Source organism: Paracoccus xiamenensis, assembly GCF_011308835.1.
GTDB lineage: Bacteria > Pseudomonadota > Alphaproteobacteria > Rhodobacterales > Rhodobacteraceae > Paracoccus > Paracoccus xiamenensis.
Window position 1 is genome coordinate 614,925 of record NZ_JAAOHY010000001.1, and the last position, 11,325, is coordinate 626,249.

The following is an 11,325-nucleotide window of genomic DNA, read 5'->3' on the forward strand; positions in this document are numbered from 1 at the left end:
GAAAAAATGGGACGCCGTTCCACGCCCCTCGTCCGTTCGCCGGATGCGAACGCGGATTGCCCTAGCTCAATAGCTGTCAGACGTCAATGTTAACAGAAAAAACCAATGTCCGCAGCGGCAGTTGTGGAACCCAAAGCACACGTGGCAAATTGCGCCTCTGTCGAATGAGGGATTTTAAATGGCAGTTTCCGCTGAAACCGGGCTGAGCCCAGTCGAGGCCTTTGCGCTTGTCGGCGTTGTTGGCGTTGGTGCGCAATGGCTGGCTTGGCGGTTCCGGCTGCCGGGCATCGTGATGATGCTGACGGCCGGCCTGATCCTGGGACCATTGACGGGTGTTTTCGTCCCATCGCGCGATATCGGGCCGCTGGTCGCGCCGATGATCTCGCTCGCGGTGGCGGTGATCCTGTTCGAAGGCGGGCTGACGCTGAACTTCAAGCAGCTGCAGGATGCCGCGCCCGCCGTGCGCAGGCTGGTTCTGATAGGTGCGCCTCTTGGCTGGCTGCTGTCATCTGCTGCGCTGGCGCTGATCGCGGGGCTCAGCTGGCAATCGGCGATCGTCTTCGGCGGCGTGATGATCGTTACCGGCCCGACGGTGATCGCGCCCTTGCTGCGGGCGGCGAAGTTGCACAACCGGCCCGCGCAGATGCTGCAATGGGAAGCCATCGTGAACGACGCCTTGGGCGCGCTGGTGGCGGTGATCGCGCTGGTGGTGGTGCTGGTCCGCCAGCAGGAGCTGGGACCGGCCGAGGCGCTGTGGACCCTAGGTCGGGGCATCGCCTTTGCAACACTGGTGGGCTTTGGCGCGGGCCTTGCCGTGGTCAAGGCGTTCCGGGAATCGCTGGTGCCGGAATATATGAAGGTGCCGATGCTGTTTGTGCTGGTGCTGGCGGCCTTTGCGCTGTCGGATTCGGTTCTGCACGAATCCGGTCTGCTGGCGGTGACGGTCATGGGCCTCATCATCGCCAACGCGAACCTGCCATCATATGCCGAGATCTACCGCTTCAAGGAACAGGCAACAACGCTGTTGCTGTCGGGCGTGTTCATCCTGCTGGCGTCGAACGTGAAGCTGGAGACGCTGAACCTTCTGGACTGGCGTTCGGGGCTGTTCATCGCTGCGGTGATCCTGCTGGTCCGGCCGGCGACGGTGTTGATCTCTCTGGCGGGCAGTTCGATCCCGATGAAAGAGCGGTTGCTGGTCGCCTTCACCGGACCGCGCGGTGTCGTCTTGCTGGCAATTACCGGGCTGTTCGCCGAACGACTGGTCAGCGAGGGGGTCGAGGACGGCGCCGTGTTGACGCCGCTGGCCTTTGCGCTGGTGGTGGCGACGGTGGTGTTGCACGGGTTTACGCTCAAGCCGCTTGCGAAATGGCTGGGCCTGACCTCTGGCGAGGTGCCGGGTGTTATCATCGTCGGCGGTTCAGCCTTCACGACCGGGCTCGGGCGCGCGTTGAAGAATGCCGACGTGAACGTGCTTGTCACCGACCCCAATCACGGCCAGCTGCGTTCCGCGCGCGAGGCGGGGCTGCCCAGCTATTACGGCGACATCCTGTCTGAGGCCGCAGAGCACGGCGTTGAATTTATCGCCTATTCCACGATCCTCGCGGCCTCGGACAATGATGCCTATAACACGCTGGTGGCCACCGACCTTGCGCCGGAATTCGGTCGCGATGCGATCTGGCAGGTTGCCCGCGCGCGCGAGGATCGGGCGCGTCACGCGCTGCCCAGCCAGCTGGGCGGGCAGTCCTTGAACGGCGGGCAGACGCTGGCGCAATACCTTGAGCTGCTGGCCGAGGGCTGGATATTCCGCAATACCCGCCTGACCGAGGAATATACCTTGGACGACTGGGCGGCGGCGCGTGAAGGTGCAATCCCGCTGGCCTTCATTCGGGACAACTCTGTCCGGTTCGTGGCCAAGAATGAACAGCTCACCGGGCGTCCGGGAATGCGGATCATTTCGTTGATCCCGCCCGAGATCGCCGAAAAGATCCGCCGCGAAACCGAAGAGGCTGCGGAAGAACGCGAGATCGCCAAGAATGAAGCCCGTGCCGTCCGCGAGGGCGAAGGTCGCGGCAGCGAAGGTAAAGTCAAACCCGGCGCGTCGGGATCGCCCGAAAAGGATTCCGATACCGAGGATAATGGCGAGGCATCCAATAACAATGCCCCAACCGATCAGCCCGATCAGGCGGACAAAACAGATGGCGGCAATAAAGGATAGGCCCGCTGCGCCGCATCTAGAAGGGTAACACAGATGTAATGCGCCGCGCGATCTCGGCGCTTGCCAAGCCAAGGGGTGCTGCCGCAATCTTCCGCTTGATAATTCGGAGGATTTTATGCGGTTTCTCTTGTCCACGGTTGCCATCCTCGCCACGGCCCCCGCCCTGGCCGACACGTTCGAGGTTCAGGCCCCGGTCACGGCGGCGACACTGTACCCGCAGGGCGCCAGCGTCATTCGCAGTGGCCGGCTGGACCTGCCAGCGGGGTCGCATCAGCTGGTCATTCCGGGACTGCCGGCCGATACCGATCCGGCTGGCATGCGTGTCGTGGCGGAAGGCGCCACGATCGGCGCGGTCAGCCTGCAGACGGGGCGCGCCTTGCCTGACGGGGCGCCGGACACGCAGGCCATCAAGGACGCGCGGGCCGAGGTCGAGCGTCTGGAACGCGCACTACGCGACCGCGACGCCGCCGTTGCCGCGATCAGGGCCGAGGTTGAGGCTTCGGAGGATCTGCTGTCTTTCCTGCGCACGCTGGCCAGTTCCGACAATGCGACCACGGGCGATGTCGCGGGGCTGACCGATATGGTCGCGGGGCGGATGCTGGCCGCCCGTCGCGCCGGGATCGAGGCAGAGACCCGCGCGCTTGCCGCCGAACAGGGCCGCAGCGAAGATGAGCGTCTGCTGAATGATGCCATTGCCCGGCTGGACGCCCTTCAGGAACCGCGCGGCGATCAGGCTGCGCTTGTGCTGGCGGTCGAGGGGCAGGGTGGGCCTGCGCAGATCACCGTGACCTCCAACGCCGATTTCGCCAGCTGGCGCCCGGTCTATGACCTGCGGCTGGATCAGCAGGCGAAGACGTTGGTGCTGGAGCGTGGGCTGATGGTGGCCCAGTCGACCGGCGAGGATTGGTCGGGCGTCACGCTGACCATGTCGACCAGCCGGCCGTCGGGGCAGTCGACGACAAGCGAAGTTTATCCGCGCGTGGTACGGGCCTACGATCCCCGCGCGGGCGTGGCCGAACGCGCCTATGCACCCGAGCCTATGGCTGACGCCGCCCTCGCTGCCCCGGTCGCCGAGGTCGAGGCGGTGGTGGTCGATGCCGCCTCGGTCGATTTTCAGGGCACGACCGCCGTTTACCGTTACGCCGCGCCGGTTGACCTGCGCAGCAGTGTCGATGCGCTGCGCCTGAAACTGGACAGCCGCGACCTGCCGGTCGAGGTGTTGGTGGCAGAGGCCGTGCCCCTTTATGACAAGGCCGCCTATCTGGTCGTGGATACGAAAAACCCGCTGGCCGAGGTAATCCTGCCCGGTCCGGCCGCGCTGTATAATGACGGTGTGATGGTCGGGCAGATGGACCTGTCGCTGACCGCGGCAGGCGACGAGATGCAGTTGGGCTTTGGTCCCATCGACGGGATCGTGCTGGACCGCCGCACCCCGGACCGCGAAAGCGCGGAAGGCGGGCTGATCCGGCGCGACGCCTCGATGACCGAAACCGCTGTGCTGGAGGCGAAGAACCTGACCGGGCGCGACTATCAGTTGCGGATGATCGACCAGGTGCCGGTGTCAGAGCAGAAAGAGGTCGTGGTGGACTGGGACGCCTCGGTCGAGCCGACCGAAAAAGATCCCGACGGCAAGCGCGGCCTGCTGGTCTGGGAAAGCGAACTGGCCGCAGGCGCGACGCAGGAAATCACGCTGGAGACGACGATCCGCTGGCCAGATGGCTATGTCCTGAGCAACTAACCCCTACCGGTGCGACCGGCGTGGCCGTTGCGGACTGGCCGCGGGCCTAGCGGCCGCGTTTCTTCCAGCGCCGGTGAACCCAGAACCATTGTCCCGGATTGGCACGGATCTGGTTTTCCAGATCGTCGTTCAGCGCCTGCATCATCCCCTCGGGCGTGGAATGGGCGATGGGCTCGCGCACCTCGACCTTAAAGCTCAGCCCGTCGGGCTGGCGCACGCCCGCAATGGGGATCAGCAGCGCATCATAGCGCAGCGCCAGCTCGGCAGGTGTCAGCACCGTGCGCGAGGGGATGCCGAAGAATTGCAGCGTCGCGCCGTCATGGATGAACTGGTCGAAGCCAAGGGCAAGCATCCCGCCACCGCGCAGGAATTTCAGCATCGCGGCAAAGCCGGAACGTCCGCGCGGAAAGATCGGCTCGGCAATGGCGCGTATGGCGGGGATGTAATGGGCGTTAAAGGCCGGGTTGTTCATCGGCCGGTACAGCGCCCCCACCGGCCAGTCCCGTGCCGCCAGCGCCGCACGCATGGCGTCGTAATTTCCGAAATGCGCACAGGCCAGGATGACGGGGCGGTCATTGGCGGCGGCGTCTTCCAAAGCGGCAAGGCCGGGTCCGGTCAGCGGGTCGTGGTCGCGGATGCGGGCGGTGAACTCCTCGCCCGAATAGATCTCGGCCATCGAGCGGCCGGCGTTGTTCAGCACGTCGCGGGCGATCTGGCGACGGTCCGCCTCCGAAAGGTCAGGCATGGCAAGGGCAAGGTTTTCGCGCGCGCGGCGCGACCAGCCGGCGATGGGGCCAAGCACATGCGCGAAAAACCAGCCGACCAGTGGAATGCGGCGCTCGTATGGCAGCAACCGCGCCAGACCCATGACGCCCAGAAAAGCCGCATTGGCGATGCGGTCGGTCCATTCGATCGGGTCATCCTCGGACCGGCGCTTTTTCTTGCGCTTCTTTGGCGTCGGTGCCGGGGCCCCGACAGTCGCAGGCGGTTCCTGATGCAGCGGGTCGTTATTCATGCCGGGGTGCATCCTTGCGGGCAGTCCTGTTCTCTCGGGACCAGATATAGAGACCCGCGACCACGATGATAACCGCCCCCAGCACCGTCCATTGATCGGGCAGCACGCCCCAGAACATCCAGCCCCACAGCGCCGCCCAGATCAGGCTGGTATAGCCGAAAGGCGCGATGGCCCCGGCCTCGGCCAGCGAGAACGCATAGACGATCAGCGCTTGCGAGACCGCGCCCAGCAACCCGATGATGACGAAGGCCCAAAGATGTTCCATCTGGATCGGTTGCCAGAAGAAGGGCACGACAAGGCTGGTGGCGACGCTGCCAACCAGCACGGACCAGACGACAGAGGTGGCCAGCGAATCCGTCCGCACGACTCGCGTCAGAAGCGCGCCCGCGGCATAGGTGAACGCCCCGATCAGCGGCAGGACGGCGGCAGGGTGGAAGACGCCCATGCCGGGGCGGATGATGATCATCGCCCCGATCAGCGCGGCGACAATGCCCAGAATGCGCCGCCAGCCGATCCGCTCGCCCAGAAACAGCCCCGCGCCCAGGGTGATCAGCACCGGGTTGATGTCCATGATCGCGGTCGCCTCGGCGATGCCGATATATTGCAGCGAGGTGAAGAACAGCGAGGCCGAGGCCAGTTGCGTCAGCGCGCGGGCGAATTGCAGCCCGGGCTGGCGCGAGCGCAGGCTGGGGATGAAACTGGCGCGGAAATACAGCGCCACGATGACGAGATTGCCCATGAACCGCGCCCAGACGACCTGCGGCACCGGGTAATGTTGACCCAGATATTTGGCGGTCGCATCCATCAGCGTGAACAGGAAGATCGCCAGCAACAGGATCAGGATGCCGCGCGTCTGGTCATTCTGCCCATGCGAGGGCACCACGCCCAGATGCGTCTGCTTCGGCATGTTCGTCAGAAAACCGCAGCGACATCAAGTCGCTGCGGGTCGTTGTTGTGAAGGTCGTTGTGGCGACCGCTGTCGATCACAGCAGTGCCTTTGCCTTTTCGACGACGTTTTCGGGGGTGATGCCGAATTCCTTGTACAGCCGGTCCGCCGGGGCCGAGGCGCCGAAATGGGTCATGCCGACGAAATCCGACGTGGCATCGCTGCCGCCTTCGCCCATCAGCAGCCAATCCCAGCCCTGACGCACGGCAGCCTCGATGCCGATGCGGACGGTGCCGGCGGGCAGGACTTCGCGGCGGTATTCCTCGGGCTGGTCGCGGAACAGCTCCATCGTCGGGACCGAGACGACGCGGGTCGGGATGCCGTCTGCTTCCAGCTTCTCGCGCGCGTTCACGGCGATTTCGACTTCCGAGCCGGTGGCCATCAGGATCACCTTGGGCGCGGCCGAGGCCTCGCGCAGGATATAGGCGCCCTTGGCCGACAGGTTTTCGCCTGCGGTTTCGCGCAGCAGCGGCAGGTTCTGCCGCGACAGCGCCATGACCGAGGGCGCATCGACGCTTTCCAGCGCGATTTCCCAGGCCTCGGCGGTTTCGATCAGGTCGCAAGGGCGCAGCACGATGGTGTTGGGCGTGGCGCGGCAGATGGCCAGATGTTCGACCGGCTGGTGGGTCGGGCCGTCCTCGCCCAGGCCGATGCTGTCATGGGTCATCACGTAAACCGGACCCACGCCCATCAGCGCCGACAGGCGCATCGCACCGCGTGCGTAATCGGTGAAGGTTAGGAAAGTGCCGCCATAGGGGCGGAAGCCGCCATGCAGGAAGATGCCGTTCATCGCGGCAGCCATGCCGTGTTCACGGATGCCGTAACGCATATAGCGGCCGCCACGGTTCTGGACGTTGAAATCCCCCAGATCCGGCGTCTTGGTGTTGTTCGAACCGGTCAGGTCGGCGGAACCCCCGAACATTTCCGGCAGCAGCGGGTTGATCACTTCCAGCACCATTTCGGATGCCCGGCGGGTTGCCACCTTGTGCTTGCCCTCCAGCGCCTGCTGCTTCAGCGCGTCGATGGCCGGGCCGAGCTTGGCGCTGACCTCGTGCGAGATGCGGCGGGCGAATTCGTCGCGATCATCCTCGGGCAGGGCGTCGACGCGTTGCTGCCAGGCCGCGCGATCGGTGGCGCCGCGCGAGCCGGCCTTGCGCCATTCGGCGAGGATGTCGTCGGGGATGATGAATTCGGCATGTTCCCAGCCATAGGCGCGGCGGGTGGCGGTGATTTCCTCGGCCCCCAGCGGCGAGCCGTGTGCGCCGGCGGTGTCCTGCTTCTTGGCCGAGCCGAAGCCGATGATGGTCTTGCAGTCGACCAGCGTGGGGCGGCCGTCGGAATTCGCGGCCTCGGTCAGGGCGCGGTCGATATCGGCGGCGTCATGGCCGTCGCAGGACAGGACGCGCCAGCCCGAGGCCTCGAAGCGTTCGTGCTGGTTGGTCTTGTCGGCGATGCTGACGCGGCCGTCGATGGTGATGTTGTTATTGTCCCACAGCACGATCAGCTTGCCGAGTTGCTGGGCGCCGGCAAGCGAGATCGCTTCCTGGCTGATGCCTTCCATCAGGCAGCCGTCGCCTGCGATGACCCAGGTGCGGTGATCGCACAGGTTGTCACCGAATTCGGCGCGCATGGCTTCTTCGGCCACGGCGAAGCCGACGGAGTTGGCGATGCCCTGACCCAGCGGACCGGTGGTGGTCTCGATCCCTTCGGCATGGCCGTATTCGGGATGGCCGGCGGTTTTCGCGCCCCACTGCCGGAAATGCTTGATCTGGTCGAGGGTCATGTCCTCGTAACCGGTCAGGTACAGCAGCGCGTAAAGCAGCATGGAGCCGTGGCCGGCCGACAGGATGAAGCGGTCACGGTCGAACCAATGCGGGGCCGAGGCGTCGAATTTCAGGTGCTTGGTGAACAGCACCGTGGCCACATCGGCCATGCCCATCGGCATGCCGGGATGGCCCGAATTTGCCGCCTGCACCGCGTCCATGGCCAGCACCCGGATCGAGGTGGCGAGGGCCCAGTGCTGGGGGTCAGCCTTGCGGCGGGCGTCGAGGTCGATTTCCATGGCGCTATCCTTGCAAAGAAAGTTGGAACCCTGATACCAGTTGTCGGCCCGGTTTCAAGCGCCCGCGACGCGGTTATGCCAGATGGCGCCGTGTCGTGCCGCCGCGCGGTTCAGGCTGTAAATGCGGGGGATTCCCTGCGATCTTTATGAAACAGGCGTTGACTTGGTGGGGCGAATCCGCCATATGAACGCTTCCGGCCGGGCTTGCGCCCTTGGCCGGCAGTTTATTTTCAACCATCACCCCTGACCGGGTGCGCTGTCCGAAGGCGGGGCTGTATGCCTCCGAAACGCCAGCAATTGCTGGGGCCGCAGGATGCGGGATACGAAGGAAGATGCGATGTTCGCAGTTCTCAAGACGGGCGGCAAACAGTACCGCGTTCAGGCGGGCGACGTGCTGCGCGTGGAAAAGCTGGCTGCCAATGCAGGTGACAAGGTCCAGTTCAACGAGATCCTGATGGTCGGTTCGACCGTGGGCGCGCCGCTGGTTGCCGGTGCTGGGGTTCAGGCCGAAGTCATCGACCAGATCAAGGCTGACAAGGTCATCACCTACGTCAAGCGTCGCCGCAAGCACAGCTCGCAGCGCACCCGTGGCCACCGTCAGCAACTGACGCTGCTGCGCGTGACCGACGTGCTGGAAAAAGGCGCCGACAAGTCGGGCGTGAAGGAAGCCGTGGGCATGCGCGCCGCGGGTCCGGCGGTTGCCGCCGAAGCCCCCGCCAAGGCCAAGAAGCCCGCGAAAGCAAAGGCTGCCAAGGCCGCCAAGGCTGACGCCGCTGAACCCGCTGCGAAGAAGCCGGCCCGCGCCAAGAAGGCTGCCGCCGCTTCGGACAAAGCCTGATCTGGGGATGGGCGTCCGGCAGGGGCGCCCCGATGAACGCAATATTCGGTCAGCAGGTCTGACCACAGTGCAAGAGGACTAAAGTCATGGCACACAAGAAAGCAGGCGGTTCGTCCCGCAACGGTCGCGATTCGGCCGGTCGCCGTCTCGGCGTGAAACTGTTCGGCGGCCAGTCGGCCATCGCCGGCAACATCATCGTGCGTCAGCGCGGCACCACCTGGTGGCCGGGCGCCAATGTCGGCATGGGCCGCGATCATACCCTGTTCGCACTGACCGACGGCGCCGTGACCTTCAAGAAAGGTCTGAAGGGGCGCACCTATATTTCGGTGCTGCCGGCCAACGCCGAGGCTGCCGAGTAAGCCGATATTAACCCGGCTGTGATAGGGGGATCGGCGCAAGCCGGTCCCTTTATGCTTTTTGGGACCCCGGGGTCCGTTGGAGGAAGTGTCATGAGTTCTTTGGCTTTCGCGCCGCCCGATCTGGCCGCAGAACAGCCCCTCATCGAAACCGAACGGCTGCTGTTGCGGCCGCTGCGCCGATCCGACGTGGGGCTGATCGCGCATTACACCGCCGATCGACGTGTGGCCGAAGGCACCCGGGCCATTCCGCACCCGTTGCCCCCCGGCGCGGCCGAGGCTTTCGTCGCCCGCGCGATGGAACCGGACCGAACGGAGGATGTCTGGGCCATCGACGGATCGGCCCATGGTCTGGGCGAGGTTCTGGGCGTGGTCTCGCTGACGCGGATGGAAGATCAGCAGTCGGAACTCGGCTTCTGGGTCGGCGCGGGCTTCTGGAATACCGGCTTCGCAAGCGAGGCCGTGGCCGCGCTGGTGGCAGTGAACCCGCATCGCGCGCGTACGCTGTTCGCCGAGGTCTTTCAGGATAATCCGGGGTCCGCTCGGGTGCTGACCAATTGCGGCTTTGCCTATCTGGGCGATGCCGAAAGCTGGTCGGTGGCGCGCAATGCCCGGGTACCGACCTGGACCTATCTGCGCCGGATGGCTGAATAAGCATTCCGCCGGGGCGGCATCTGTTGTCCCGGTTCTGCTTCAAATCCCCCGCCTCAGCCCCTATAGGGATGCGTGACCTTCGAAAGAGCCATGATCGACATGCTGCGTTTCCAGATTGCCGATGATGTTGCGATCAGCCGTATTGCCTATGGGATGTGGCGTATTGCGGCGGATGCCGATACCAGCCCGCGGCATGTGCAGGCGAAGATCGAGGCCTGTCTTGCGCAGGGTATCACCTCGGTCGATCAGGCTGATATCTACGGCGATTACCAGGCCGAGGAGATTCTGGGCGCGGCGCTGGCGTCCGCTCCGGGCCTGCGCGACCGGATCGAGATCGTGACCAAATGCGGGATCGTCGCGCCGATCGGTCGCCATGCCGGGGCGCGGATCAAGCATTACGATACCTCGGCCGCGCATATAACCGCCTCGGTCGAGGCCAGCCTGCGTGCCATGCAGACCGACCGGATCGACCTGCTGCTGATCCACCGTCCCAATCCGATGATGGATGTCGTGGATACCGGGCGGGCGCTGGATGATCTGGTCGCATCCGGCAAGGTGCGCGCCGTGGGTGTGTCGAATTTCCGTCCCTTCGATGTCGAGCTTCTGGCTGACAATATGACCCAGCCGCTGGTTGCCAATCAGATAGAGATCTCGCTGGCGGCGTTGGAGCCGTTTACCAATGGCGACCTGGCTTTCATCCAGCGCGCCGGCATGTTGCCCATGGCCTGGTCGCCGCTGGCGGGGGGCTCGTTGCTGGCCGGAGGACGACCGGCGCTGATTGCGGCGCTGCGCGAGATGGCCGAGGCGAAGGACACCGATATTGCCGCGCTGGCGGTGGCCTGGCTGCTGGCGCATCCGGCGGGGATCGTTCCGGTGATGGGTACCAACACGCTGGACCGGATCGCCACCCTTGATCAGGCCCCGCGGATCGAGCTGGACCTGGAAGACTGGTTTATCCTTTATGCGGCCGCCCTTGGGCGTGATGTCCCATGACGGAATTCGTTCCCGACCACCAGAACGCGAGGGCTTTCCGCGATGCGCTTGGCAGTTTCGCGACCGGGGTGACAGTGGTGACGATTCCGACGCCGGTCGGCCCGCAGGGGGTGACGGCGAACAGCTTTGCCTCGCTGTCGCTGGCGCCGCCGCTGGTGCTGTGGTCGCCGGGCAAGTTCTCGCGCCGGCATGACCTGTTTGCGCATGCGCCCTATTTCAGCGTGCATGTTCTGGCCGAGGATCAGAAGGATCTGGCCGACCGTTTTACGCGTGCAGGCGCGCAATTTGATGGGCTGGATGTAACGCTGTCGCCCGAAGGCGTGCCGGTCATTCCCGGCGTGCTGACGCGGTTCGATTGCGCGCAGGAGGTCGCCCATGACGCAGGCGACCACACCCTTGTCGTCGGCCGTGTGCTGCGGGTCGACACGAATGAGGGGCGTCCGCTGGTTTTTGCGCAGGGCCGCTGGGGCGGACATCGCGCGGATTGAGACGCGGGCGGCGATGGGGC

The 11,325-nt window shown here is 65.1% G+C and carries 9 protein-coding genes and 1 pseudogene; 7 read left to right on the plus strand and 3 right to left on the minus strand.

What is annotated here, in order from left to right:
- Positions 1–178: 178 nt before the first annotated feature.
- Both G7044_RS03085 and G7044_RS03090 read left to right on the plus strand, forming a co-directional pair.
- Positions 179–2,215: a cation:proton antiporter gene (locus G7044_RS03085; protein ID WP_166325774.1), complete on the plus strand. Its 2,037-nt coding sequence runs from the start codon at positions 179–181 to the stop codon at positions 2,213–2,215.
- Between the two features lie 115 nt (positions 2,216–2,330).
- Positions 2,331–3,953, plus strand: coding sequence for a mucoidy inhibitor MuiA family protein (locus G7044_RS03090; protein WP_166325777.1), 1,623 nt, complete (start codon positions 2,331–2,333; stop codon positions 3,951–3,953).
- A 46-nt stretch (positions 3,954–3,999) separates the two neighbouring features.
- Here the strand turns inward: G7044_RS03090 and G7044_RS03095 are convergent, their stop codons facing one another.
- The 3 genes from G7044_RS03095 to tkt all read right to left on the minus strand — a co-directional run bounded on the left by G7044_RS03095 (position 4,000) and on the right by tkt (position 7,970).
- Positions 4,000–4,968, minus strand: a complete 969-nt coding sequence (locus tag G7044_RS03095; RefSeq protein ID WP_166325780.1) for a lysophospholipid acyltransferase family protein — start codon at positions 4,966–4,968, stop codon at positions 4,000–4,002.
- Entirely contained in the window at positions 4,961–5,875 is a 915-nt protein-coding gene (locus tag G7044_RS03100) for a DMT family transporter (RefSeq protein ID WP_166325783.1), read from the minus strand. The genes G7044_RS03095 and G7044_RS03100 overlap by 8 nt, the downstream gene beginning before the upstream one ends.
- A 76-nt stretch (positions 5,876–5,951) precedes the next feature.
- Positions 5,952–7,970, minus strand: coding sequence for a transketolase (gene tkt / locus G7044_RS03105; protein ID WP_166327276.1), 2,019 nt, complete (start codon positions 7,968–7,970; stop codon positions 5,952–5,954).
- A gap of 343 nt (positions 7,971–8,313) precedes the next feature.
- On the opposite strand from tkt, the pseudogene rplU reads away from it, so the two are divergent.
- The 5 genes and pseudogenes from rplU to G7044_RS03130 form a co-directional block, all read left to right on the plus strand.
- A pseudogene (gene rplU, locus G7044_RS03110) lies at positions 8,314–8,799 on the plus strand (50S ribosomal protein L21); the annotation flags it as partial.
- A gap of 101 nt (positions 8,800–8,900) precedes the next feature.
- Positions 8,901–9,173: a 50S ribosomal protein L27 gene (gene rpmA / locus G7044_RS03115; protein WP_166325789.1), complete on the plus strand. Its 273-nt coding sequence runs from the start codon at positions 8,901–8,903 to the stop codon at positions 9,171–9,173.
- A 90-nt stretch (positions 9,174–9,263) separates the two neighbouring features.
- Positions 9,264–9,824, plus strand: coding sequence for a GNAT family N-acetyltransferase (locus G7044_RS03120; RefSeq protein ID WP_166325792.1), 561 nt, complete (start codon positions 9,264–9,266; stop codon positions 9,822–9,824).
- A 99-nt stretch (positions 9,825–9,923) separates the two neighbouring features.
- The gene (locus tag G7044_RS03125) at positions 9,924–10,817 is read left to right on the plus strand and encodes an aldo/keto reductase (RefSeq protein WP_166327278.1); all 894 of its coding nucleotides are present in this window, start codon (positions 9,924–9,926) and stop codon (positions 10,815–10,817) included.
- Positions 10,814–11,305 (plus strand): flavin reductase family protein, encoded by a 492-nt coding sequence (locus G7044_RS03130; protein WP_166325795.1) that lies wholly within the window; start codon positions 10,814–10,816, stop codon positions 11,303–11,305. Before G7044_RS03125 ends, G7044_RS03130 begins: the two co-directional genes overlap by 4 nt.
- Positions 11,306–11,325: the final 20 nt, after the last annotated feature.

What these genes read in the sequence shown, in the direction of transcription:
- G7044_RS03130 (WP_166325795.1), top strand. Translation starts at nt 10,814, where the DNA reads ATGACGGAATTCGTTCCCGACCACCAGAACGCGAGGGCTTTCCGCGAT.
- G7044_RS03090 (WP_166325777.1), top strand. Translation starts at nt 2,331, where the DNA reads ATGCGGTTTCTCTTGTCCACGGTTGCCATCCTCGCCACGGCCCCCGCC.
- G7044_RS03125 (WP_166327278.1), top strand. Translation starts at nt 9,924, where the DNA reads ATGCTGCGTTTCCAGATTGCCGATGATGTTGCGATCAGCCGTATTGCC.
- G7044_RS03100 (WP_166325783.1), bottom strand. Translation starts at nt 5,875, where the DNA reads ATGCCGAAGCAGACGCATCTGGGCGTGGTGCCCTCGCATGGGCAGAAT.
- G7044_RS03120 (WP_166325792.1), top strand. Translation starts at nt 9,264, where the DNA reads ATGAGTTCTTTGGCTTTCGCGCCGCCCGATCTGGCCGCAGAACAGCCC.
- G7044_RS03095 (WP_166325780.1), bottom strand. Translation starts at nt 4,968, where the DNA reads ATGAATAACGACCCGCTGCATCAGGAACCGCCTGCGACTGTCGGGGCC.
- G7044_RS03085 (WP_166325774.1), top strand. Translation starts at nt 179, where the DNA reads ATGGCAGTTTCCGCTGAAACCGGGCTGAGCCCAGTCGAGGCCTTTGCG.
- rpmA (WP_166325789.1), top strand. Translation starts at nt 8,901, where the DNA reads ATGGCACACAAGAAAGCAGGCGGTTCGTCCCGCAACGGTCGCGATTCG.